Source organism: Parabacteroides sp. KHUB-02 (assembly GCF_056640955.1).
This window is the reverse complement of record NZ_JBWQEV010000001.1, coordinates 4,363,168-4,390,163: the sequence shown is the minus strand read 5'-3', so window position 1 is coordinate 4,390,163 and position 26,996 is coordinate 4,363,168. Positions and strand designations below refer to the sequence as shown.

Annotated in this window: 17 protein-coding genes; 6 read left to right on the top strand and 11 right to left on the bottom strand. The window is 45.2% G+C overall.

What is annotated here, in order from left to right; genetic code table 11:
* Window positions 1–6: 6 nt before the first annotated feature.
* Both ACYIA1_RS18505 and ACYIA1_RS18500 read left to right on the top strand, forming a co-directional pair.
* Window positions 7–1,044 carry an AAA family ATPase gene (locus ACYIA1_RS18505; RefSeq protein WP_005867516.1) on the top strand — a complete coding sequence of 346 codons (1,038 nt, stop codon included), beginning with the start codon at window positions 7–9 and terminating at the stop codon, window positions 1,042–1,044.
* Window positions 1,037–1,588: a hypothetical protein gene (locus ACYIA1_RS18500; RefSeq protein WP_005867515.1), complete on the top strand. Its 552-nt coding sequence runs from the start codon at window positions 1,037–1,039 to the stop codon at window positions 1,586–1,588. Before ACYIA1_RS18505 ends, ACYIA1_RS18500 begins: the two co-directional genes overlap by 8 nt.
* Window positions 1,589–1,850: 262 nt before the next feature.
* On the opposite strand, the gene ACYIA1_RS18495 is transcribed toward ACYIA1_RS18500, so the two are convergent.
* A complete protein-coding gene (locus tag ACYIA1_RS18495) occupies window positions 1,851–5,015 on the bottom strand; it encodes a DUF6383 domain-containing protein (protein ID WP_480336202.1) in 3,165 nt (1,054 codons plus the stop codon).
* 821 nt (window positions 5,016–5,836) lie between these two features.
* On the opposite strand from ACYIA1_RS18495, the gene ACYIA1_RS18490 reads away from it, so the two are divergent.
* A complete protein-coding gene (locus ACYIA1_RS18490; protein WP_480336201.1) occupies window positions 5,837–8,536 on the top strand; it encodes a S9 family peptidase in 2,700 nt (899 codons plus the stop codon).
* A gap of 315 nt (window positions 8,537–8,851) precedes the next feature.
* Window positions 8,852–9,184, top strand: a complete 333-nt coding sequence (locus tag ACYIA1_RS18485; protein ID WP_272025980.1) for a type II toxin-antitoxin system PemK/MazF family toxin — start codon at window positions 8,852–8,854, stop codon at window positions 9,182–9,184.
* Here ACYIA1_RS18485 and ACYIA1_RS18480 read toward each other — a convergent pair.
* Window positions 9,181–10,158, bottom strand: a complete 978-nt coding sequence (locus ACYIA1_RS18480; RefSeq protein ID WP_224201997.1) for a sensor histidine kinase — start codon at window positions 10,156–10,158, stop codon at window positions 9,181–9,183. The two genes, ACYIA1_RS18485 and ACYIA1_RS18480, sit on opposite strands and share 4 nt — an antisense overlap.
* 18 nt (window positions 10,159–10,176) lie before the next feature.
* Complete coding sequence (locus ACYIA1_RS18475) at window positions 10,177–10,752, bottom strand: response regulator (protein WP_480336328.1); 576 nt, start codon at window positions 10,750–10,752, stop codon at window positions 10,177–10,179.
* Window positions 10,753–10,910: 158 nt separating this feature from the next.
* Here ACYIA1_RS18475 and ACYIA1_RS18470 point away from each other — a divergent pair, with 158 nt between their 5' ends.
* Window positions 10,911–13,274, top strand: coding sequence for an ABC transporter permease (locus ACYIA1_RS18470; RefSeq protein WP_480336199.1), 2,364 nt, complete (start codon window positions 10,911–10,913; stop codon window positions 13,272–13,274).
* Window positions 13,275–13,296: 22 nt separating this feature from the next.
* Here the strand turns inward: ACYIA1_RS18470 and ACYIA1_RS18465 are convergent, their stop codons facing one another.
* The 7 genes from ACYIA1_RS18465 to ACYIA1_RS18435 form a co-directional block, all read right to left on the bottom strand.
* Window positions 13,297–13,995: a hypothetical protein gene (locus tag ACYIA1_RS18465; RefSeq protein WP_226766587.1), complete on the bottom strand. Its 699-nt coding sequence runs from the start codon at window positions 13,993–13,995 to the stop codon at window positions 13,297–13,299.
* 37 nt (window positions 13,996–14,032) lie between these two features.
* Complete coding sequence (locus tag ACYIA1_RS18460) at window positions 14,033–16,615, bottom strand: M14 family metallopeptidase (protein WP_146375311.1); 2,583 nt, start codon at window positions 16,613–16,615, stop codon at window positions 14,033–14,035.
* Between the two features lie 15 nt (window positions 16,616–16,630).
* Window positions 16,631–18,238, bottom strand: a complete 1,608-nt coding sequence (locus ACYIA1_RS18455) for a RagB/SusD family nutrient uptake outer membrane protein (protein ID WP_048927122.1) — start codon at window positions 18,236–18,238, stop codon at window positions 16,631–16,633.
* Between the two features lie 12 nt (window positions 18,239–18,250).
* Complete coding sequence (locus ACYIA1_RS18450) at window positions 18,251–21,520, bottom strand: SusC/RagA family TonB-linked outer membrane protein (RefSeq protein ID WP_480336196.1); 3,270 nt, start codon at window positions 21,518–21,520, stop codon at window positions 18,251–18,253.
* Window positions 21,521–21,804: 284 nt separating this feature from the next.
* Window positions 21,805–23,067, bottom strand: a complete 1,263-nt coding sequence (locus ACYIA1_RS18445; RefSeq protein ID WP_480336194.1) for an LVIVD repeat-containing protein — start codon at window positions 23,065–23,067, stop codon at window positions 21,805–21,807.
* A 20-nt stretch (window positions 23,068–23,087) separates the two neighbouring features.
* A complete protein-coding gene (locus ACYIA1_RS18440) occupies window positions 23,088–24,470 on the bottom strand; it encodes a porin family protein (protein ID WP_048927120.1) in 1,383 nt (460 codons plus the stop codon).
* Window positions 24,457–25,008, bottom strand: coding sequence for an RNA polymerase sigma factor (locus ACYIA1_RS18435; protein ID WP_048927119.1), 552 nt, complete (start codon window positions 25,006–25,008; stop codon window positions 24,457–24,459). The genes ACYIA1_RS18440 and ACYIA1_RS18435 overlap by 14 nt, the downstream gene beginning before the upstream one ends.
* A 101-nt stretch (window positions 25,009–25,109) precedes the next feature.
* On the opposite strand from ACYIA1_RS18435, the gene ACYIA1_RS18430 reads away from it, so the two are divergent.
* Window positions 25,110–25,928: a hypothetical protein gene (locus tag ACYIA1_RS18430; protein WP_036610131.1), complete on the top strand. Its 819-nt coding sequence runs from the start codon at window positions 25,110–25,112 to the stop codon at window positions 25,926–25,928.
* On the opposite strand, the gene ACYIA1_RS18425 is transcribed toward ACYIA1_RS18430, so the two are convergent.
* Window positions 25,881–26,996 (bottom strand): DUF4249 domain-containing protein, encoded by a 1,116-nt coding sequence (locus ACYIA1_RS18425; RefSeq protein WP_011967328.1) that lies wholly within the window; start codon window positions 26,994–26,996, stop codon window positions 25,881–25,883. The genes ACYIA1_RS18430 and ACYIA1_RS18425 overlap by 48 nt on opposite strands.

The window sequence follows — 26,996 nt, the reverse complement described above, 5'->3', positions numbered from 1 at the left end:
TATTCAATGATTAACAGCATATTACTGACTAATTTCACGGGCTTTGCAAACAATCGTTTCGATTTCACCGAAGGAGTAAATGTCCTCATCGGCAAGAATGGTACCGGCAAGACACACGTGCTTAAATGCTTGGCTGCCACCTTGCAGGCACGTCACGACTTCCTCGGCAAGAACTCTGCTTCCAAAGAGCAGTTTGAGTATATCTTGGCGGAAGATATGATCTATTATTTCAAGCCGGACATCATCGGCAATTTGGTCAGCAAAGGACTACCTTCCGGTAGGGCGAACATTGCGGTTACGATAGATAGCAAGGTATTGCAATATAGCTTTTCCTCTGCAGCCAAGACGACTGTGAAATTGGAAACGGACGAGAAGTGGAACGACCGTCATTTCATCTACATCCCTCCTCGTGAAATGTTCTCTTTGTTCGAGGGTTTTATCGGTTTGAGCAGTAAGCGTGAGATTTCATTCGACCAGACCTACATCAATCTAGCACACGCATTGGCTCTCCCCGTATTGCGTGAGTCTGAAGATAATCCGTTGAGACCGGCTGTTGAGTTGTTGGAACGGGAATTGCAGTTCAAGGTGCTGCAGATGAACGGACGTTTCTATATACAGACGGAAAGTGGTAATATGGAAGCGCATTTGGTGGCAGAAGGTCTTCGCAAGTTGGCCTCTATCTTATACCTCATACTGAATGGGGAAATTAATGCGAACACCATTCTGTTCTGGGATGAGCCGGAAGCCAATTTGAACCCGGCTCTTATCAAAGTGGTGTCGAAGTTCATCCTTGTGCTTCAGGAATGTGGTTTGCAGATTTTCATCGCTACACACGATTATTTGCTTACACATACGCTTTCTCTTTATTCCGAGTATAAAGAACACACCGGTGTATCTGTCAAATTCTTTGGGCTGAAAAAAGAAGGCAAGGGAATCATTGTAGAGGAAAGCGAAACCTTGGCAGGCATACAGAGCAATCCGATTCTGGAGGAATATGCAGCCTTTTACGACTTGGAACAACAATTCATCAGCAAATATGAGTAATTTTCAGGAAAGCGGCATAAACTTCAAGTTTCAATCTCCCAAATGGAACGTTGTCAAGTACGACGAACATTTGGCGCACAAAAAAGTAAGCAATGCCTTGCAGCCTACCAAAGCGGTGGACTTTTTAGGTATTCATGACAACAGACAGTTGTTTTTGGTAGAAGTAAAGAATTACAGAGGGCATACACACGATGCAGAGACTCAGGAAGTGCTTCAGGCAAAAGGCGAGGAATTAATGCGCAGGATTGCTGTCAAAGTTAGGGACACAATCGCCACGGTAACTAATTCTGCTCGTTTTTCGACCAATGATGAGGATTTTTTTACCCGGATTAATCAGTTGCTACTTGATAATCAGAAAAAGATAGTCATTATTGCCTGTATAGAACTAGACATTGCTGGTGAAAAAGAACACAAAGCCCGTATGAGTGTCTGGATGCAAAAATTAAAGCAAAAGTTGGCATGGTTACATGCGGCTAAAATTTCCATCAATCCGATTGAAAATATCTCTGCTGTCTTGCCGGATACGGAAATCTTGTTCGTGTAATCTCCCGGCAAACTTTAGTGACCTTTGTTGCCGGTCTTTTATTAGTCCGTCTTTTTCTCTTCTGTGGATTCCCCAAAAGTAAGCCCCGATCGAATAAACGACCGGGGCTAATTCTTTTCCCGCTTTCCTTCCTCACGGAAGTACTAAGGGATGAACTTTAATTTATTACTTTAGTATTAATATTAATCCATTCCCGCTTGTTCGCCCTCACGGGATACTTGGGCCGAGGCCCTCACGGGAACTTAATATCGTCATTATATTTTTATTTAACTATTGTCTTAACAGCGTTCTCGCCTTCTACGGCTACTGCGATGATTCCAGCAGGAACAGCGATCGTAGCGTTGTCGGAAGCAAGAATAGTCTCGGCTACTACCTTACCTAAGATATTAGAGATAACCACCTTCTTACCGGCTGCGCCTTGGATCTCTACGATACCATTGCCACCTATTACCTTAACACCGGCAGCGCCATCAGCTACAGACTCGTTGGAAGTAGGATCACCAGCAGTGATCGTGAACTTCATGGCGCTATTCTTATCAGTACCCCAAGCCAATTTGTCGTTGAGGCCATATAAGTAACGATCTTTCTCCTTAACGGAACGGATCACATACATACCCTCATCGTCAGCGCATTGGATAATCTGAACCTTGAAGTTATCCAAGCCGCCTAATACGCCTTCGTCGTCAGCATTTTTAGCAACTTTCACTTCCTTACCCTTTACTACCGTAGAGATCGTATCGTTGTTTGCCTCGATAGAAGCAGACTTGAAGATAGCCTTAGTAGCTTTTTCGGCCCATTCATATTTCTTGTCGTACATGCCGTCCGCTACATAATAGTCCACAGAATCCTTCGGATTGAACAAGAACAAGCTTCTATTAGGATCTTCCGTACCCTTAGAGATATAGAAAGAAGGAACGATCGCTTTCGTATCGGTTACGCGCAAATAGAATGAGTATTGCTCATTATTCACTACGATACCCTCTTGGTTCTCGTTCAAGGAGATATAGTTGCCTAACTCGCTTACCAATGAGATATGGCCATTCTTAGCGGGATAGCTGATTTCCGGAGCTTCCTCGATCAAGTAAGTCTTTAATGTCATGTCTTGATTATTACCCGGCAATGCATAAACTACGGATGGAGTTGTATACACATACTCGTCATTGTTATACTTAACAGCTACTACTGATTTCGTAGTCTTGCCAAATACAGTTGTAACATTCGCATTCGTACTTGATACAGGAATCAAATAAACAGAGCCATCAGCAGCTTGTTTAATAACGAACTTAGCCGCATCTGCCGTAGCCATAGCGTCTGCACCGTTAACATGGGTACTAGTACCTGTACCTTGCGGGAAATAGGCATTAGTCTCTATACCATCATTGATATAGCGCAATTGATAAGCATAAGCATAGCCTTTATCGCCCTTAGCCTGTACGGTCACGTGGTTACCTCTATTGTAAACGAAGCTACTCTCGATGATCGTCTTCGGAGCCTCGTCTTTGATCAATTGCCATTGAGCGGCATCGGATACGCTGTTGGCGAACTTACCATCAGCATTCAATTTGTAGACATTACTATTATTGTCTTTTGTAACAGCGGTATACCATTTATTGGAAGTCACGTTGTTGTCGCGAGCGAAAGCCATTGTTACCAAAGTCTGGTCATCTACGTTCAAGAAACCTGCGTATGGATCAACTTCTTCTACTTTCGTCAACTCCACTAACAGACGCTTAAACTCTACGGTCTGAGTCGAAGCAGTCTCACGGTAGGTATTCTCATCAACATAGATAGGAGTGATATCCCGAGTTGAAGGAACAGCTGTCTCATATACATTCTCACCCAAATCTGTTTTAGGGAACAATGTCGTAAGGAAATGATCACCTGTCTCACGATTCGTGAAAGTGATCTTATAAGTATCATCCACGCTTGTAATCATCCATTGATAAGCCGGAGTCTCTGTCTGTGACAACACCTTCGCTTTTGCGACAAGCTCAAAACTACCATTATCGACCGCAGAAGTCAAATATTTTCCATATACGCTCTTCACATCCCCTTGCTTACCGCTCAATACACGGATCGTATAAACAGCTGCCTTAGCCTCCTTGTTCAACAACTCGATACCTTTCTTCGTACCGGCAACGCCCAACTTAAAGATGAACTTATCCGTCTTGTCTGAAGTGTTAGAGATCGTAGTCAAGTAGAAATTATCATTATGCTGCAAAATCTCCAACTTGATTTGAGCATCCTTATGATCGGCCTTGCTACCTTGTATTCTGAAACGGAAACGATCCAGATTCAACTCATACGGATAAGATTCCACGTAACTCTTTTGAACACGGAAACAAGCGTTATGGATAGAAATCTCGTCACCTTGTGTCTTCCAAGCCGCACCTGTTCCTACATACAGGTTCAAGTCACCAATTTCCTTCTCTACCAAAGAGAAACCATCACCATTCGCACGTCCGGCGTTCGTTCCCTCCATTGTCTCTGTAGAGCTTGCAACCAAAACCGTAGCGTTCAACCACGCATTATAGTCCCTAACCACTTGGTCACTATTATCTAAAGCTGGAGCATTTTTCGTAAAGAAGTACATACCGGCAGGAATCTGCAAGTCTGAAGAAGATCCTGAATACCCCGGGTATTGTGTAGCATCAATCGTAATTGGGCGAGCCAAATAACGAGCTACCACCATTTTGTCGTTAAACAAGTTACCGATAGGTTCTTCACCTTGATCTTTAAGACGTTTAGAAACGAAAGAGAAACCAGATGTATTGTACAATGCGTTCAATTCCTCTGAATTCGTCAACAACTCAGACTTAACCTCGTAAAAGATCGGAGCCGCAATCGTCGTAGATACTGTTGACACATTACTACCCCAATTCAAGCCGTTGAGAGGAGTAGAAGATGAATAAATATACAAATTGTTATTCGTGCCAGAATATGCACCTCCCGTAAGAGCAGAAACAGAAGATCCATCAAATACGAAATCCTTATTCGTATTCTTATCCTCTACTTTCGTGTTTTTCTCTATAGCCGTAAAGCCGACATTAACCCTTAAAAGCTTTCCTGTCTCAACATTCGTAAAATTGTAAGAGAAGAAGCCTTTCGGAGATTCAGTTATGCCAACAGTCCAAACATACTGTTTAACATCATCATTATCAGCAAGAGGCGTAGATAATCCTATCGTAGACTCTGTAATGGTGCTACCCGATAGCTCATGACCATAAGCCTCATTATTCGTCTGATCATTAACAAATACATACTGGTGTCCAGCCTTCAATTCCGTAGCAGGCGTTGCGGTAAACGTCCCCTGTCCATTCACAAAGCCAGCCAATTGCTGAATAGAACTTTGCGCCCAAGCACTACCGCACAACGAACCCGCCATCAGCAGACCCGCCGTAAACAATGTAGAAATCTTTCTGTTCATAAATCGAAAATTTAAATATTAATAATAGTGTTAATTGAATATCTATCAAATCCTTAATCATCCTTCGTCTATACCGAAACGACTAGTTTAAACGATCGTTTAGATCTTGCGTTTTTAAAGGAGGAAAAAGAGAGGTTCGTCTGCCGAATCGGTTGTTTCGTAAAGGATAGGCTATTCTATTGATAAGAAAGCCGATAAGGGGCAAAAAAAATAGCAAGGAAGGGTTGCAAGTGTCAAAGAAACGCGTACCTTTGCAAAAGACTAATCTAAACGATCGTTTTCACCGTTCATTTTCATGTATATAATATAATGTACGTGCGTACATTGAATAAAGGCTTACTAAAAATCTTCCTACAATAAATAACATATTCAATATAAACTGCCCTGTTTTGGGTCTCCCAAGTGAATAACTAACGGCTTGTCGAGTGAATAACTAACGGCTATACCTAGTGGATAACTTACGGCTTGGGAAGTGAATAACTAACCACTTACAAACCTTTTTTCCTACCGTTGACCAAAGGAATTTCCTATCACCACAATGCCCATTATAAGGTCTTTACAATAGGCATTGTAACACCTTTATAATGCCCATTGTAAGCCGCTTATAACTGCGATCATTAGAACGCTCAAAAAGGACACTGATAATCAATACATTAAAAACGCCATTACCTTATCCAGAAAACACGTACGACTTTTACAAAAAACACGTACATGTTTTCTCGGAAACACGTACGTGTTTTTCCAGAAGCAAATTCCGGTCAAAAGCAATAAAGATTCTGATAAAGCCATTATCTTTGCTTCAAAATCAATATACAACCACGATGAGACACTTAAAGTACTTGGCTTTTGTAGCATGTCTGGGAAGTCTTTCCCCGGCCTTCGCACAAAACGCCTCTAAAAGCTTGACAATCGATGACCTAGTCACTTGGCAACGAATCACGGACCGGGAGATCTCGGACAACGGAAAATGGGTAGCTTGCAAGATGGAACCTTGGGAAGGTGACGCTACCGTTTATTTGTATGCGGCCCAAGGGCAAGAGACCGCCACTTTTTCTCCGGCCGATAAGTTCGCGTTCTCCGCTTCCTCGGGTTATCTGGTTGTCACGCAAACACCCGGAAAGTCCACGGTAGATTCCCTGAAAGTATTGAAGACGAAAGAGGACAAGATGCCGATGAACACCTTGGTAATCTATTCCGTCGCCGGTAAAAAGGAGACGATAGACTCCCTCAAAACCTTCAAATTAGCGGACGAGGCGGATTGGATCGCTTATCAAAGAGGCCGGAAGGACTCCACTTTGTACGTCCGTTCGCTGGATGGAAGCAAGACCTTCCAGTTCCCGACCGTAACGGATTTCCAATTCGCCAAGAAAAGCGGTATGTTATATTACACGAGCGCGGCGGAAGGAGAAGCAGGTATATTCACCTTGAATCCAGAGAAAGGAAGTCCGGCGCTCATCAAAGAGGGAAAAGGCGTATTCAAACAAACCACGTTCGACGAGAAAGGGGAACGGCTGGCTTTCTTATATTGCGCCGACAAAGATTCTTCTTACAAAGCGTTAAGCTTATGGCTATCCGAACATAACGCTCCCGCGAAAGAAATCGCCACCCGTGGAAACAAGGCTTTCCCTGCTGAATGGGTAATCAATGAGAACGGGATGCTTCAATTCTCGAAATCCGCTTCCCGTCTGTTCTTCGGTACCTCACCGGAGCCGAGGCAAAAAGACACGACCCAACTAGCCGAGAATCGTCCGAACGTACAGGTTTGGAGTTGGGATGAGCCCGTACAATATACCGTACAGAATTATAACAAGGAAAAAGACTTAAAGAAAAGCTATCAAGCGGTTTATAATCTGGGCAACGGCTCTATCTTCCAATTGGCGAATGAGGAATTACCGAATATCCAATTGGGTAATGAGGGTGACGCACCCTTGGCGCTCCTTTCCACTTCCCGTCCCTATTCTTTGTCTTCCATGTGGGAGGCCCGCACACGCAGCGACTATTATACCGTATCGTTGGATAACGGGGAGCGCAAGCAAATCGCCCAAGCGGATTATGGCCGTTTCCGCCTCTCCTCACAAGGTAAATATGCGTATTGGTATGGCGAGACGGATAGCTGCTGGTACACGATCGCCTTGGCGGAAGGTAAGCAATATCGCCTAACCACTCCGGAAAGCTTCCCGGCTTGGGACGAGGAGAACGACATTCCCGATTATCCTTATGCGCATGGAGCCGCCGGCTGGACCGCGAATGATCAAAATCTCTTGATCTATGATCGTTACGACATCTGGAAATTCGATCCGACCGCGGCCACCCCACCGATCAACCTGACCGTGAACGGAAGGAAGGAGAAACTTTCCTACCGCTTGGAACAACTGGATAAAGAGGCTCGCTTTATCGACCTCGGCAAACCGCAATTATTAAAAGGATTCAACGAGGCCACAAAAGGATACGGATTCTACAACGCACGCCTCTCCGCTCCTGCCGCCCCGAAGACTTTGCTGGCGGGCAATTATATGCTGCGATCTATCAACAAGGCGAAGAATACGGATGACGTGATCTATACGATGGAAACCTTCCAGCAATACCCGGATATCCACTATTCGACCTTGGCGTTCAAGAAATCCGTGCAATTGACGCATGGAGACAAACAGCAGGAAGGTTTTATCTGGGGTACCGCCGAGTTGGTATCATGGGTTTCCTTGGACGGCCGTCCACTGGAAGGTGTCGTTTATAAGCCGGCGAATTTTGATCCGAACAAGAAGTACCCGATGATGGTAAACTTCTACGAGCGGAATTCGGAGACTTTATATAATTACCGTATGCCGGAACCGCATCGTTCTACGATCGATTATCACTTATACAATAGCAACGAATATGTCATCTTCAACCCGGACATTCGCTATGTAGATGGTTATCCGGGAGAAAGCTGCTATAACTGCTTGATGCCGGGTATCACCATGATGATCGCCAAAGGATATATCGACGAAAAAGGGATCGGTGCGCAAGGACATAGCTGGGGAGGTTACCAAGTAGCTTATTTAGCGACTCGCACGAATTTATTCTCCGCTATCGAGTCTGGGGCGCCTGTCGTAAATATGTTTAGCGCTTATGGCGGTATCCGTTGGGGTTCCGGCATGGCCCGCTCTTTCCAATACGAGCATACACAAAGCCGTTTAGGAGCTACGCCATGGAGTTCTCCACTTCGTTATCTGGAAAACTCGCCGTTGTTCACGATGGATAAGGTGCAGACCCCAATATTGATCATGCACAACGATGCCGATGGTCATGTGCCTTGGTACCAAGGTATCGAGTATTTCGTTGCCATGAAACGGTTAGGTAAACCTTGCTGGTTACTGAATTATACAGGCGAACCGCATTGGCCGATGCATATGGCAAACCGCATCGATTTCCAACGCCGCATGTTCCAATTCTTCAACCATTACCTAAAAAAGGAGAAGATGCCTAAATGGATGTCCGAAGGCGTACCTGCCGTAGAACAACCGTTTGAGTTGGGGTATTGATCAGACAATCTTATAAGAGATTATGGCCAAAGCGATAGTCATACCATAAGCTTTAGCCATAATCTCTTTTTCCATTTAAACAGGAGATCTTTTGAAATAAATACGTATATTTGCCAATAACATAAAAACAAAAGATATGAGAACGACAAAAACCAGACCAACTAGAAATGTTTCGTCGCCCAAGATGGCTAAACACAACATTTCCAACCAAAGGAAAAGCGATAGCCAACCTTTCATTCCTATGAATGAGAAAGATTTATTTCTAGCCCATTCCAGACAATCCATGGCAGCATATATATCCAAATATCTCATCGAATGAAAATACATCAACGAGATGTTGTAGAAGTCAATTATCTATTTCCTAATGGAATAACCAAACCTCACATGGCTATTGTCATCTCAAACGATGATTTGCAAGCAGCTGAAGATTTCTTTTACCTAGCTATGATATCTTCCAAAAACTATAATCCACAATATACATTTCCTTTAGAAGACTCTATGCTAACAAAAAACTTAACAAAGAAAAACTTCGTTATTTGCCAATTAATAGGAGGTTATACAAAACGAGACGTTGTGAGAATATGCAGCCATGTAAAAGCCGAGCCTTTCAACTTGATTGTTGAAAAAATCAAGAAAGTCATATTCTAGAACGTCATACGAAACTCGGTACGGACACCAGGCAAGGAATCAACGGTTAAATCGCCGCCATGCAATCGCATTATGCGGTGGGAGATACTAAGACCGATGCCGCTACCACCGGACTTCGTAGAGAAAAAAGGCGTAAAAATAGCAGATAACAGTTTCGGAGAAATTCCGGGACCATTATCTGTTATAGTTATATATACCCTACCATCTGTCTCCAAGGCTTCTACGGAGACGATGGCATCCGCTTGCCCCTCTATCGCCTGTAATGCGTTACGGATCAAGTTAATCAGAGCCAGCACAATCAAGTTTTGGTCCGCATGTACCGTTAAAGCTTCCGCAGAGGAGAAACGAATACGGTCGCTACCCGCCTCGGCACACAACAACCGTTCCATCTTCCGAAATAAAGAGGTTATAGGCACCTCGGTTCTTTCCGGCTCCGGAAGATGCGTCAGACGATGGTAGGAATCCAAGAAAGCGGATAGATTTTTCGCTTGCCCATGAATAACCTCCAAACCTTCCCGTAATTGCTCCGGAGTATATGTATCGGAATATTTCAACAGATCAGCAGATAAGGAACGGATTGGCGTAATCGAATTACGAATCTCATGCGTCAGTACCCGCAAGATGCTCTCGTAATACAAGCGCTTCTCTTCCATCTCATTCTGGTTTTGACTGAATAGGAGGATAATCCGATTCATTTCCGCATATAAGTCCTTTACAAAGGGATCATTCGTTTTATCCGGGTATCGCAAAGTTGTATTCCCATTACGAACCGACTCGAAGAAAATAGCGATCTTACGATTTGTACCGTTTATCCACTGGATTAGCAACAGAGTTATCAACAGGATAACACACAGACATACAAAGGATAAAAAATAAGAAATACCGGTTATCAACAATACAGATCCAAGTAACGCAAAAAGTACGATTAAGGAAACGCTCCCTATAATCTTCAGGTATAAATTCCGGTTAACCATGGTTACTCTCCTTATAATCTACAACCCGTATTTCCGCATCTTATTATAAAGGGTCTGGCGGCTAATATCCAATTGTTGAGCCACAAGCGTCAGGTTCCCTTTCTTTTCTTTCAATACCTCGGCGATAAACTGCCGCTCCATATCCTCCAACGTACAAGGATGGGAGACTAGAGATTCTGCCACAGAGGAAATCTCTCTCTCATCTGATTCCGCACGACGTTCCAAGACGTGGGTAAGTGCTTGAATCAAATTCTCGTTATCCCAAGGTTTCACGATAAAGTCCGTGGCTCCCTTTTTAAGGGAAGATACAGCCAACTCGATATCCCCAAAAGCAGTTATCAAGATAACGGCCGGAGGATTCTTAAGCTCCAAGATACGATCCAACCAGAAAAGTCCTTCCCCTCCGCCTTGCTTTCCAGTGCCGAAGTTCATATCCAGTAAAACCAAATCCACATCTCCATTCCGCAAAAGGACAGGCAATAATACGGGAGATGATACGGTAACGATCGTCTTAAACTCATGGGACAAGACCGTCCGCAGACTTCTCAATATCGCCTCATTGTCATCTACGACTATAATCTTCGCATCACGCATTAAGCCTCCTCTTTTTTTCGTACGCAAAGATACGATCTTTTCCCGGGTCTCAGTGTCCAATATTTAGACAAATCCAGTTCTTTACGATCGTTTCCTCCGATTTTATTTGCCATATTCCACGCAACCGGATAGCTTTGAACCAACAAACAGATAAAACCATGGAATCCATATCTCTAAAACTTATATTCCGTAGCTGGTGGCGAAACAAGACGTTCGCCGTCATTTCCTTATTGAGTCTGGCGGCAGGCATCACTTGTACCAACCTACTGATCTCATACGTCATTTATGAATCTAGGATAGAAGCCCATAATCCCAATAAGTCGCATATCATCTATATGGCACAAGACTCTCCCTTGACCTCCGGAGAGAAAGTATCTTTTATTAAAGGGAAGATCCCTGTGCAGCTAAAAGACCAATACCCTGAAGTTGAGGATTATTTACGACTGAACATAGAGAATGCCGCCTCCATCACGATAGGAGAAAAGCGCTTCAACCCAATCTCGATCGTCAGAGCAGATCCCTCCTTTCCTCGCTTTTTCCCTTACAAGGTAGTGGCAGGAGATATAAACAAGGCATTAACCCAACCAAACGCAATTGCGTTGACCGAATACCAAGCGAAGATATTCTTCGGGAACGAGGATCCTATCGGTAAAACCTTCTTGGCAAAGTACGCTTATGAGAACGAGACGATTACCTACGAGGTCGCCGCCGTTATCAAAGAGTACCCTCAATCATTCTTGAAGTTCAACGCATTGGCAGGTACTACCTCCCAATTCAATGGCGGCCCTACCTTATTACTGGTAAACGATCTCTTCAACATCGATACGTTCACTCAAAAACTAAAGGATGATAAGGTACCTACTTTCAACGGAACCGGACAGTATTATTTCTATACCCTCCAAGAGAGTTATTTCCAAGAGCAAACCTATACACAAGAATACATCCCCTATATCCACCGAAACCAGAAAGACTTACTGTACGTTGGTTTGTTCTCGGCCATCCTAATCCTCGTGATCGCCTGTTTCAATTATGCCAACCTAAGTTTCTCCCGCATTTTGCAACAGGTAAGGATGATCTACACCCAGAAGGTGATGGGAGCATCGGCTGGGCAAATCCATCGCCAGCTATTCTTGGATACTTTCCTTACCGTGCTGATCGCTTTCTTTTTATCCTTGTTACTTACACTGGATTTCCTGCCGGCTTTCAACCGGATCGTTTCCGGACGTATCTCCTTGGGATTTTTCTTTAGTGGACAGGTCTTACCTGTGATCGTGACACTCATCCTAGCTCTATCCATTATCCCCTCATTATATATGAGCCATAAGATCAACTCCCTTTCCCATTCCGAGTATAAATCATTCACCACCGGTACCCGGAAGCGGACAATCATAGGCGGGCTCTCCATCTTACAATTCGCCATCTCAATAGCTCTGGTATTCGCCACGCTAACCGTACGGCAGCAACTAACGCTCACTCAGACAAACGGTGAACGTTACCGGGATCTCATCGAAATAGCCGACTGGAGTGGGAACCATATACAGACCTTCTCTGAAGAGATCCGGCGTTATCCTTCCATAGAAGAGATGTGCCTTTCGAAAAGCGGGATCATACAGTTCAACTTGCGGACAATGGTCTTGAAAGACGAAAACGGAAACGAACTAAATTATACGCTAGGCCAATACGAAGGCGATAGTACTTTCCTAAAGGTTATGAAGATAAACATTCTTCAAGGACTCTCAGAACGAGAGGCTCTAAAACGATACAGCACACCCGTCTATATTAACGAACAGTACGCACGTTTGCTCGTGCCCAAAGGCGAGAATCCCGTGGGTAAGCCTGTCCGCCTTTACGACACTGAATTCGGGAAGATGGAAAAGGAGGGAGAACCGATAGCGATTATAGCAGGGATCGTGGAGAATCTATATACAGGAACCTTACGACAAGAGGTTTACCCTAGCTTGACCTACCTAACGCATACTCCCCCCTATAACCTCGTCCAAATCCGACTGAAAAAGGAGCACAGAGCCGAGGCTCTAGCTTTACTGCAACAAACATGGGAAAAGATCAACCCCAACGTACCTTTCGAATATCAAGATATATACGAGGAATTTATGTTATCTAACCGAAAAACAATCGAACTGGCACATTTGCTCATCATGTACTCGATCATCAGTCTCCTGCTAACCGCCTTCGGATTATTCGGCATGGCTCTCTATGTCATCCGGCAGCGTACGAAAGAAATCGGTATCCGTAAGGTAAACGGGGCTACGGCCGGGGAGATCTTGTATCTATTAAATCGTCGGTTTATCGGCTGGGTAGGGATCGCTTTCGCAATTGCCGTTCCTATCACGTGGTATTCGCTGAGTTGTTGGCTGGAGAATTTCGTATATCGGGTGGACATATCCATAGGAACATGCCTGCTGTCCGGCGGTATCGTATTGATAGTTACGCTACTGACCGTAAGCAAGCATAGTTATAAAGCGGCATCCCGTAATCCCGTAAATGCCTTACAAAGCGAATAGCGAAAAGGAATATTTTGGATACTCACCTCAGTGTCTTCTCATCAAGGAATGCATCACAATCATCATACAAATTGAAAACTAATTCCTCGGGAATTACCGACCTTGATCGCCACGTTTCGATGGAGGAATAAAAACGTTCGAATAACTCCTCCTCCAATTGCTCGGTTTGCTGCATATACCCATTGCCGCTTAGATTGAAAAGTAATTCCCAATGGAAATAACTTTCCGTATTCGTCCCCCGATGATAACTGTAAATCTTATCCCGAAGCATGTTCGACGCGTCACATAACGGAGCATGTTTATTTTGATCGACAGTTAACGCCTTGGGCAACTTCTTATCGGCGCCTTTCAACCAAACCGGAACCGCAGGAGTAACCGGTGGGTAACCGATAACCGTCCACATCGTAGTGAACGAAGCATCCTCGTCCGGTCGTACACCTTGAATAGCCACAGCGCAAGAGGTACTTCTACGAGCGATAAAATCCTGCTCCGCAAACCAACCGGAAGTCTCTGGCTTATTATGTTTTCCATCTTTCAAGTCGATACCCATCAAAGGATTATGGAACGAGCGAGATAAATGGGACCGCACACAATTCTTCAAGTTTTCCGCATCGCGATTTTTCCACATAATCGGACGTCCGTCAGGTGTTACCTTGCCAGAAATGATAGCCGACGTGCAAGCATTGGCAAATTCCATGGCTCCTGATAAAACAAGAGCCATGAGACACAATATATTTCGTTGCGTACTCATCCGACAACTACATACATTTGTTATAAAACAACGCATTCATGAACAACTTACTAGTTCCAAAGAAGTAAGAACGGAAATTCATATCATCAGCAAAAACAATCACCTTACCGCTTCTATAAGGTTTCACCATTATAGCAGGCTCCTCTCTCAATAGGTTCGCATTATCCGCCGACAAGAATCCCGACAACAAGGGCTTCTTGGTATAATATAAAGGCGAAACATATGGATCCCTATCTTTCTGGAAAATGATATCATTCGTTTTTATAACAGCGATCTCATCTTGATCAAGTCCCCAAGCTAGCGGATGCGTCTTATCCAAATGACAGTTCAGAATTACCCCTTTGATCAACTTTCCGGCTTTTGCTTCCGCCTTATCCGCAAAAGAACGATAAACCGATAAGCTGTCCGCCTTTTCAAGCAATGTTTCCTTTGTCTTTAAAGAGATAAGCCCTTGTTTGCTAGCCCATGCGCTAGCCTTTCCGGTAGCGATCAACACTCCTCCGGCAGCAACCCACTCCTTCAAGGCAGTCTCGGTACCCTTAGTTAGATTTGGAACACCATTAGCCAAAATGATAACATTGTAAGCCTTCAAGTCCTTGCCTGTCAAAGACGGGTTCTCTATCAATACCGGACGCATCTGAAAACGCTTATCCAACAAGAACCAAATCTCACCCGATTCCGGGATACTTACGCCACGTCCTACCAACATAGCCACTTTCGGCTGTTCCAATGGTTTAAAAGCCGGGCTGCCAAAATCCACATCAGCCATCAATCCCGTGTTGGCCGAATAGATATCCACTCCCGTATTTTTTGCCAACTCACCCAATGTCGCATAGAGCACATCCGAAGGAAGCGGCTGATTATGCGTCAATACCTGGTAGGTACCATAGCCCATCGTCCATTCTCCCTCTTCGTTCTTAAATTGGAACGGACGGTTGGTCGCACTGACCCGAATCCCCTTACGCTGCAACTCATAGACTACCTTAGGCGCATAAAACTCCCGGTTCTCAAACACATACCCCACCCGGCTTTCCCCGCCGATGAGCCGTCCTTGCGGAAAATCATTTCGCTCAATCCGATCCCCCATCAATCCGGCGACACTCTTCACCGGAGCACACTCCAAGTTAAACGCATACGGGAACGTCCATGTAGAGATATCATAGAAAGTACTATCCGTATATTCTAAACAATCCTCCATAAGCACCTTAACCATCGTACTGTATTTTTGCGCCACCGGAATGACATAAGCTGAACCTTTTCGGAACTCCTTGTCACCTGCGGCTTGATAGTCCTTCGCCAACTGATAGACCTCGATATGATGACGGGCCATATTCTCCAAGAAATGAAAAGCGACAGACTTAGATCCGCGTGTATCGAACACATAGCCCTGTACCGCCTCCTTCTGCGCCTCGGAAGCCGTACGCTCATAATATTCCTTCTGATAAGTCAGCAAACGGGTACGCATCGCCTTGGCCGCTTCCAGCGTAGCGCAAGAGGCTAGGGCCTGATTCCGGATTGTCCAGCCAAAGGTCCATTCTCCGCTCGAGGTATTACGCAAATGTCCGCGCGTGGAACCTTGCTCATATAGCAGGCAAACGGATCCATGCGCATCTCCATAAGCAGCCCCTTTTCCGTAATAGAAGTCATCATAACCCTCCTTCGAATAATAAGTCGTCCCAATCCGATCGAGTGCCTTTGCCGTATAAGAAGAAATCTCGGCCGTCAAGTCTTGATTAAGCTGGGGAGTAAACGGATGAGTACGCTTAGGATGTCCCGGACTGAAATAATAAGGACGTAACGCCCCTTGCTCATGTTGATCCACGACCACATTGGGCAACCATTCAAAATATCCATTTAAGCCATTGATTCCCTCGGGATGTTGTGCCATAAGCAGGTCGCGATTGCAATCGATCCAATAATGGTTCGTACGACTGGAAGGCCAAGGCTCGGTAAACTCACGTGATTTTATATCGCTAACATTCGTGAAACTTCTAGAGGAATTCACCCACGACGCAAACCGATTGATTCCATCCGGATTGGCTCCGGGAGTCATCACGACAATCTCTTGGTCTAGTAATTCCTCGATCTCAGGCCCTTGTGCCGCCGCCAAATGATAGGCAACAGCCAACGAAGCGTTCACACCCGATGCCTCATTTCCATGAATGCTATAAATCAAGCTTACGATCACAGGCATGTCGTCTATCACCACGCTTCTCGATTTCGCCACGTCGCTCAACTTTAAGTGCTCCTCCTTCAGTCGATCTATATTTTTTTGGTTCTTGGCCGAAGTAAACACGACCTCTATAAAAGGACGGTGCTGATAGGTACGCCCCGTCTCCCTAATCGTGACACGGTCGCTGCATCGCGCCAATGTTCTCATATATTCCACTACTTGATCCCATCCGGCATGTTGTTCTCCAAGCTGGAATCCCAAGATTTTTTCCGGGGTAGGAACCTGAGGGTCATAAACATGAGAACCTTCCGGCAAGAAATACGTCAAATCATACGGATACTCATCCGCTTGTGGTTGAGCAAAAACACCTGTCGCCAAGAAGATTGGCAACAGGCACATTAAAAAAAATCTTCTCATAACTATTTATTTACTTTATGGATTCGGTTCGCAAAGCGGATTCAGCTGAGTCTCTTTATCAGGAATAGCCCATTGCCAATCCCTATGTCCGGCCGGGCGATATCTGTTCCCGTTACCCGTCACCGTTCCATCTCCATACATATTGTAATTAGAAGCTTCTGGATCCACCACTTTAGGCATTGCGTCTTTGTTCCAATATTCAATCAAACCATTCGGGAAAACCTCAGGACGAGGAGCCGGTCCACGGTCCAAATCCATATTCAAACGTTTCAAGTCGAACCAACGGAAACCTTCCCCCCAAAGCTCTATGCGACGTTGAGTCATCACCTCTTCGATCAAGTTTTCGCCCGTTTTCGTAGACAACGTATACTCCGGATCCCGATGACTTGCCAGCGGATAAAGAGCCTGAGCCGCTTTGCCTGGCTCCCCAGCACGTGCATATCCCTCCGCCATGATCAACATCATCTCCGGCAAGCGCATGAAAGGAACATCCCTGCCACCTTTCGTCGTAGGATCCGATACGATAAACTTATTGGCCATATAATTAGCATACGCTTTACTGTTACACTCCGCCCGGATCGGTCGCGGAAGGGTATTGGGATCGGTCGCCCTCGGAAACCAAATTCCTTTACGCACATCGGTATCACTGATCTTGTCGTATAACTTATTATAAATCGCACGAGGGGTATTGCCATTATACGAAATGATCTCATTCGACATATATCCATGGAAGTGAGTCAAGTTCGGAGCTTGCTGCAACAAAGGATTCGATCCCCACAACCATTCTGTATTTGATTGATCGCTGAAACGATCATTCAATGTCGTATAGGTATCATCTTGCAATTTGGCTCCTGATAGGTCAACGACCAATTTAGCCATTTCAGCCGCTTCCAACCATTTACCTTGCGTCAATAAGATACGAGCCTTCAAACCGCGAGCCACGTGCAAATCAATATGCGACTTATTTGTCCGTTTCTCCTCCGTAGCACCCAATAATTGGATCGCCAAGTCGATATCCTCATTGATCTGCGTATACACCTCCTCTACAGAAGCTCTCGCTCTCGGCTCCGTTGAGTTATCGTTACGAATTACCACACCCAATTGCGTGTTATCGCCCTCTGCCTTATAACGGCCGCCATACATCTGTACCATCGTGAAATAGGCGAAAGCCCGGTAAAAATGGGCTTGTCCCTTGATATAATTCCTCTCGCTCTCCAAACCTTCCGCAGCATCGATATTATCGATAATCATACTACTGTTAGAGATAAAATATTGCAACAAGCGATAAAAATGGGTCGCGCTACCGATCGTCGCATTCCGATGGCTCGACCATTGAGCCTGCTTTTGGAACTGCGCATTGCTGTACGTATATACCAAATCATCCCCCATCACCTCATACCAAATCATCAACATATCGTAACCGCCATAAAAAGCCGAACTAGACAGATCGCCCGTCCACATCAATTTATGCAAGCCATTTACAGCCAACATAGCCGATTGGGTATCATTGAACACCGCTTGTTCATCCACCGTTTGTGTGGAAGTTGTCTCCAAAAAATCCTCCTTACAGCCATTGAATAATACCGCAAAGGATATCAACACTAGTATATATATTTTTTTCATAGGAAACATGATTTAAAAAGTAAGATTCAAACCAAAAGTAAATACTCTCGCAGGCAAATAAACATCTGCATTACCACTATATCCTGAGAATATGTTTGAACGAGGGAAAATACCTTTTCGTTTCGTCAGTAAGAATAGATTCTCTCCTGACGCATATACCCGGAGTCCTTGCATGGAAACCTTCTCCAGCCATTGCTTCGGCAGATCATAGCTCAAAGTAGCGGAAGCCAACTCCAACATATTCGAGCTGATCAACCAACGAGTAGAAGTTCCCGCATTCATATTCGTATCTGCGAAATCCTCGATGCGAGGCACATTCGTAACATCGCCCGGTTTCTGCCAACGATTCAAGATATCCACATGCTTGTTGGAAGTCAAGGATGCGGATCCTGAAGGCTGTGTCATCAAATCGGAATATCCCACATCATACATCTTGCCACCTAGCTGGAAGTTAAACAACAGGCTTAAAGAAAGATTCTTCCAAGATACGTTCGTATTAAGACCTCCCGATACCTTCGGTGTAGATTCTCCGGCCCAATCATAAATGGCCTCATTCACGTTAGTCGTATATGTTTTTCCATCCACCTCTACAAGGTCGACAGACTCCACCGTCAGTTCCGGATCCGGCACATAGATAGAGTTTCCGGTAGCAGGGTCTACTCCCGCCCACTGGCGAAGATAAAACTCATAGCGCGAATGTCCCTCTTCCACCCGATGTACTCCGCTGTTATAAGGTTCTACCGGCAAAGAGGTAATCCGATTTTTCAACCATGTAGCGTTAATTCCCACAGACCACGTCCAATCCTTCGTCTGGATGATTCTTCCGTTCAAATCAACTTCCACACCTCGATTGTACATCGTACCTGCATTCTTATATGCACTAGTAGCACCCGTATCCGGTGCTTGCGGGATCGAGAACAATAAGTTGCTGGAACGGCGATCGAAATACTCTACACTACCCGACAAACGGCTTTTAAACAACTCAAACTCTAACGCCACATCGCCATTGCGAGACACCTCCCATTGCAAATCCTTATTACGAACGACACGTTGCTGGATATAACCGGCCTCCAATCCGTTCATGGCCTGCTCGTAAGCCGCTTGCCACGCATAGTAGCTACCGATGGCATCATTACCCACCTCACCGTAAGCGACACGCAACTTCAGCAAATCGATGAAATCAAGATCTTCCATGAAACGCTCCTCGTCAATACGCCAACCAGCTCCTACCGAGAAGAATGTACCCCAACGGGAATCCTTGTAAAAGCGGGAGGATCCGTCGCGGCGCACGGATGCAGAAAGGAAATAACGGCTGTTATAGTCATAGTTCGCACGGGCCAGGAATCCCTCCGTCTTGTAGGTATTCGTATAAGAATCTTGCTCGTCCGGCACCGAATAATTGCTGAACTCAAAGTTGCCATTATGGATAGTCTGGTTTTGCATGGAGCCTTTCAGGTAATTGTACTCATAATCATAACTCTCATGCCCTAATAAGACATCGACATGGTGATTGCCGAAATTCTTTGTATAGGAGAGCAATTGGTTGAATGTCCAAGTTGTCTCAAACGAAACGGTCTTCGTGCTTGACCCCACCTCAGTCTTCTCCGGATAATAGATACTGGCCGAATGCCCTAAACGAGAGTTTGTTCCCACGGCTCCGTTCACCGTAAACTTGAAATCATTCAAGAAACGGATCTCCGCATACAATTTCGCGTTCAATTGATTCCGCTTGTATCCGTTGCTGATATTTTGTAACTCAATAGCCGGGTTATTACCAGAGATATACGCACGCGAAGGCGCTTCCACACCCTCCTCGATCGTATAGGCCTGACCGAAGTCGTACACTTTATTGCCATTGGCATCCAGCACATATTCTTTGGTACGAGGATCGTGTACATGAATCGGATAAATCGGTCCAATATAGCGAGTGAATCGGAAAGGGTTGTTGTTATTTCCCGAAGCTTGCGACTGCTGCCCTTCCGCCTTGCTGATATTCCCGGAGAGCGTACCGCCAATCTTCAAGAACGAGGTGATCTGCGAGTTTACATTCGTATTCAAGGTATATCGGTCGAACTTCGATCCGATGATATAACCACCTTCCGTCAGATAACCGGCGGAAAGATAATAATCCGACTTATTATTACCTCCGCTCACGCTCACGCCTATATCCGTACGGCTGCCCGTGCGCTGGATAGCGTCTTCCCAATCGGTATCATCCGCCCACATGAACGTAGCGTTCGGGTTAAGCACACCGTTCGCATCCACGACCTGATCGTCCGGCACGTTAAACGGATTGAAGCCCAGCGTTCCTGAAATCAAGTTTTGAGCGGCTGCCATTCCCGCTTGCTCTGGTGACGCACCACCACTTATCAACTGGTTGCGTGCGCTCTCCCAATATACTTTCAAATAATCATTCACGCCCAATCGTTCATAATCCTGACTTTGCCGATTCGTGAATCCTTGGTTGATTTTCACATTCACCGACATACGATCCTTACTACCCGTCTTGGTGGTTATCAAGATAACACCATTACCACCTCGTGCGCCGTACAGAGCTGCAGATGAGGCATCTTTCAAAACAGACATACTCTCTATATCACTGGGATTGATACTACTGATACTCTGATCGTAGGGCATACCGTTAAGTATAATCAAAGGGGTATTCGTCGCAGAAATAGAGCCCAATCCGCGAATATAGATATCCGAATCTGAACCGGGCTGACCACTGGCTGAGGCTACTTGCACACCCGGCGTAGATCCTAGTAAGGCTGAAGTTGCCGATGTAACAGGACGAGCCTCTATCTTCTCTGACTTCAGCAAACTGGCAGATCCAGTAAACGTACTTTTCTTAGCCGTACCATAGGCCACGACCATCACCTCATCCAATGTTTCCGAATCATCCTCCAGAAGTATCATCATCTCTGATTTGATCGGAAGCGTTTGCGAAGTCATGCCAACAAAAGATACGGTAAGCGTACGGGCATTTGCCGGCAAGTTGTCCAATGAGAAACGTCCCTCCACATCTGTAATTGTACCGATTGTTGTACCTGTCACAACAATATTAGCACCAATGACCGGCTCGTTATCAACTCTTTGCAAAACACGTCCTGCAACTTTCCGGGATTGTTGTTCAATGCCATTTAAATAAGAAGTAGGCAAAGCCTCGGCGGAAACACTACCTGCCACTGAAAAAGCCAATAAAAAATGAGCTAAAAGCACGTTTTTAAAAGTCAAACAACGAATGCATCCTTTTAGTCCGTGCATATTGTCAAAAAGATTCATAATAATAGTTTTAGATTTTAATTTATCAAACACAATAACATCCGCAAGATCAGAATAAATATTATAACATCAAAGTAGGAAGCTCATTTTATTTACATTCTCGTATAAATAACACATAAAAAGTAGCGAATTTTCGTGAACGTATTCCATAGAAACAAGCCTGCTATTCGGCGGTATCGTATTGATGGTTACGCTACTGACCGTAAGCAGGCATAGTTATAAAGCGGCACCTCGTAATCCCGTAAATGCCTTACAAAGCAAATAGCGAAGAGGAATATTAAACTCTATTCGCCCATTGGCAATTTACTTAACTGAGATATTGCCTGTAAATTGGAATAATCGTATTGGTAAAGGCCATCATCGGCGATCATCATCAAGGTATTCTTAAAAGGGATTACATCGTAACCCTCCATACCTGCATAATGAACAAGCTGATTAGCCAGCAAGGTCATAGGATCTTTCGCGTTGAAGACCTTTAACCCTTCGTCACAGAGGAATAAAGTACCGTTATCGATACCTAATCCTTTCGGACATTTCATGCCATAAGTAACCAGCAGGTTCGGTTGGTCCACATCACTTACGTCTATGAGCATCAGCTCATTGGCATTTTGCCCACAAGTATTTCCGGAATGCACGGTCACATACGCTAAATCATCCTCCACGACAACCGGGTCGCAGCCAAAGACATGACTTACGGAAGAACGATACTTAGGTACGAGCGGATCTTCCAACGAATAGATCAACATACCGGTCGGAGTTCCCATGAACAGCTTATCCTCATAATTGAAAAGAGTCTCAACATCACGTTGCAACCAAATGTCGTTTGTCGTCAAGACAGGCTTGTCCCCAGAAAGGTCGAAAACGCACATGACATTCTGTTCTACCGTATATAAGTACTTACCATAAATAGAAAAACGAGCCATAGATCCGTTCACTCCCTGCGTGGAAGTACCCGGCGCCGCATCGTTCGCCATCAGATCACCGCCATAACTCGGATAATGGTAAATGGTTTCCTCCCGTTCCTTCGGCTCCCAACCAACCACGACACCTTTCGCTCTCGCTTCCTCCGAATAACACATATTATAATCGAACCCATAGCCATTCTCTATGGTCGGAAGCGCATAACGGAAAGCGTTCTCCACACGACCTTCCAATTCAGGTCTCTCCGGATCGGAGATATCGAACCAGACCAGATCCACATACGAATCCGCATACAATTTATCATCCTTGATCGAGAGATCCTCGTTACCGATCAACTCTACAAAGCCCGCTATCCGGGGAGATGCCGGATTCCTGTTATCCACGATATGGATGCCCTTATCCGGGGAAGAAATATACAGGTAATCCTTATAGAAACAGATCTTACCCCGCTTGGTGATTGGCACCACCTCATCCGTCACCTTCACTGAATTCCGAAACTCGGAGATCGACATGAATACCGGTTCGTTGATAGCATACCGCACGACCTCCATTCTCACTCCATCATCCTTGCATCCCATTAAGACGCAAAGGCTAAAGGCAAACGCCCAATAAAAAAGTTTCCGCATAATTATAATAGATTTAATCATTAAAAAGCATATCGTATACCTGCGCTCAACCCAAATCCCAACGGCTTGTCTGTACGAATACTAGCCGGTTGATCACAGTCGAAATAATGGGAGAAGCGAGGCTCGAAATAGAGACTCCAATCCCCATAGAAACGATAAGCGGCACCGACCGAGGCATTCACGGACCATTGCATACCGTGGATGCCCTCCTTTTTGCTCTTAGAGATAGTCGTTCCGTTTCCGGCGATATAACCGCTATGCACGGCCTGCAAACCCTTCTCCATCATAAAGCCTCCGGAGAGATAGACATTCCATCGCTGATTCCTCCATACATAAACCACCAGATTCAAAGGAATACCCAGATAATGCAAAGACGATTTCACCTCCGACGGGCAATCCCCTCCCCTCTTGAATGTAGTGGATAAATACGTATACATCAATCCACTTTCCACGGCTATACGCCGGCTCAAATCCTTCCGTACCGTAAAACCAAAAGATATCGGAAGGGAGTAGCTAACGTCCGGATAAGATTCGAACGAACGATTATCCAAGAAGTTCTCATCCACCTTAGAACTCCGTAATACCGGGGCATTACGGAATGAGGCCGTTTGGGGAGGCGTATTGCCATTCTCCTTCTCATTATCGTCTTTATCCGGCTTATTCGGATCAGGATCTTGGGAAGGAACATTCATATCTCCCGGAGAAGAAACATCGCCATAACTCATATCCGTATTTAAAAAGCTATCTACATAACCACTAGAGCCAACGGCGGCGGCCAATAACCACTTATTCCGTTTACTCTTCTTGGCTTTCTTTTTCAAAGAGGCTTTTCGTCGGGGACTTCGTTCGCCTTCCGGTAGAGGAACCGTAGAGTCACCTCGCTTAACGACTATGTCCGTCGAATCCTCAGACGCATCCTCCTTCGCAGACGGTTCTTCTACGATAGCCGCAATCGCATCCTTCTCAATAATCTCGATAGTCTCACACTTCTCATCCTCCCGGATCGCTTCCTTTTCCCCGACAATAGCGGAAAGCTTAGCCTTTTTTTCCCATTTCAGCACTTTCGCTATACGTTTCTTTACAGGCTCTACAGGTAAAACGGGATGCTCCGGAAGAATATTCATTTCCTCCGCTTTCTCCGATATCTCTTTCTGAAAGGGGCTCAATTCCTCCAATGGCATCTTCTCCGGGGAAGGTAGCAGCCAAATAACCAAAGCCAGCACTGCGGCGGCGGCCAAGCCTCCCGTCCACAACCAACCCCGTGATCTCGCTCTCCGGTTCATCCGGGCCTCCACCTCATCCCAGCAGCCGGCATCTACCGGCAACCGGTGCTCTTCCAAGCGCTGCCGCATATAGCCGCTGAAATCATCCAGCCGTTCGTTATGATCCTTATCGTCCCGCATTTTCATGCCTTATTAAAGATTGTACACTCTTTTGCAAAGCGTTCCTCGCCCGGATAAACTGGGAGCGGGAAGTCGCCTCCTGTACATGCAGCATCTCGGCGATCTCGCTATGCGTATATCCCTCTATCGCATATAAGTTGAAGACCGTACGATATCCCGGCGGCAATTGGGCCACGCAAGCCAACAAGTCGTCCGCCGATAAACGGTCCAATACGGAATAGTTGATATCTTCCAAACTGTCGTCATAGCCGTCCAGACCTACACTTAGCCTCGTGTTCTCTGAAGACCGGAGATATTCAAGAGCCGTAGTGACAAAGATCCGCCGTATCCATCCCCCGAAAGCCCCGGAGCCGGAATACGACCGGATCTTCGTAAATATCTTCACGAACCCGTCCTGCAGAAGATCACGGGCCGTCTCCCTGTCACCCACGTAACGCATGCAAACACTCATCATAGCAGGAACATATTGCTCGTACAATTCCTTACGAGCCCATGATTCGCCTCGCATACATCCATCGATTAACAGTTGTTCATCCATAAGTACTTATGCTCTCTATTATATGGATGAAATAGGTATCCTAAAAGTTGCATCTTATTCAAAAAAAAGTTACCTTCACATCAAAAATAGGAGGAGAGTGTATGAGACGAGGATTATTTATATTCATGGCATGGATATGTGTCGTTGGAATCCAGGCACAGTCTGACTTTTCGTTTATTTTAAATAAAGAAGGTAAAATCATCGTCCTGCCTAAAAACAAGACGTATGAGTTGAACATCCCGAAAGCCTCTTATAAGACATTTACCCCTGCGGGGACACGGGATATCGATATTAAATTGCGGGAGTTCACGCCCGATATTCCCCATACGTCCCTACAAGAGCGTCCGATGGATATGCAGATATCTTCCGCCGCCTATCAGCCGTTCTTTAACGTATATACCCCGATGCTTCGGGAGATATCGCCTATGGCGTTGGATTTCAATGAGACTTATATGAAACGGCTAAACGAAAGTTTCGATCTTATCGCTAACGGTGTTCAATATACATGGCCGGGAGTCGGAGGCATGACGATCATGAACGGGGGTATTTCTTGGCACAGCGGCAATTGGAGTCTTTATGGCGGAGGATTCGGGGGTCGTTTCTTTAGTCCCTTCAACCCTAGTCCCGGAATAACAGCGGGCGCAAACGTACAAGTGGAATATCAACCTACTGACTGGTTGAAACTGAAAGGCTGGGGACAATACGCTTATTACGCCGACGAGTACAACAACCCCCATATGCTCAGCAACCCTTTTCTCTACCATACCCAAGTGGGCGGCTCAATGGAGTTCAAGGTTACTGATAATTTTTGGATGGGAGCCGGTATCAACTATGAATACAACCCGGTACGACGGAAGATGGAACCACAGTTCCTAGTCTATCCCGTCTTCAAATCGGGCCGCTTCAAGATTGGAATGTGAGGAAGACGCTATTTCCGTCTCAAACATTCCTACGTGGCAACTGCCTAGGATACCGACGCCACCGTCTATATTGCTAAATACACGGATCGGTTCGGCCAGACCGCCATCAATCAAAAGGTTCGAAACTGAATCCGTGTCTTTATCTTGCAAAACTTTCAGATATCGATAGTATTCCGCCGAGATAGCATATAGGTGTACCCGTAGGTGCTTAGGAGGAATCGGAAGAAAATCTTCCTCATTTAGATCTTCTATCCCTATCGAATCCGGGACTACTTTTAGCGGATATGATCCATAATAAGGTTCATAATAATACTCATCCCTTAAGTGCAAGGTATATTCTTGCCCGTTTATTAACTCATCAGAAAAGACCTTTCCATCATACCCATACATCCAGTCATTGCCAAAGATTTGATCCAAGGCTGTCAACGATTGACCAAAAACAGGTTCAGTCGCATAGTTTGGACTCACCGAGAACCATTTATATTCTCCTGTATATTCCTTAGCTATTCCATCAAAAACAGGAATGCCCTCTTCCATACGGAGTAAATAATAATTCTCCTCGGCAGGGTTATCTTTGAGTGTTACCTGATAAATCGCATTCTGGCGAGCAGAACCAAAAGAGCCAGCTACCGTGGCATAGGTTACCCCCGCTTTCAAGACCTGAGCAGGCTCAGGCATGACCGTCTCAGCACTTGCCACACCATATTCCGGATAAGAAGCTTCCACACGGATACGATCCCCTTTCACCGGTATAAAATCAGACTTGAAATAACCTTTCGTGTTAAATGCCTCATCCCCCTCCTGAAAGCTCATACGCTCTTTAAAAACGCCATTCACGAATAAATTCACCTCGGCTTTATCCAAAGTCACGTTCGGATGATCATCCGTGAAAAACCAAGTACGAGAGACACTTACGGTTAAGGGTTCGCCGGTTATAGCGACACAGTTCACTACCAAGGTAGGATCCGGCCGTAAGGATTCAAGGTCGATCTCCTTGATGCAAGACATCAAACCAAACAGGCTTACTATACAAATCGTATTTATTAGAATATTCTTTATCTGTTTCAT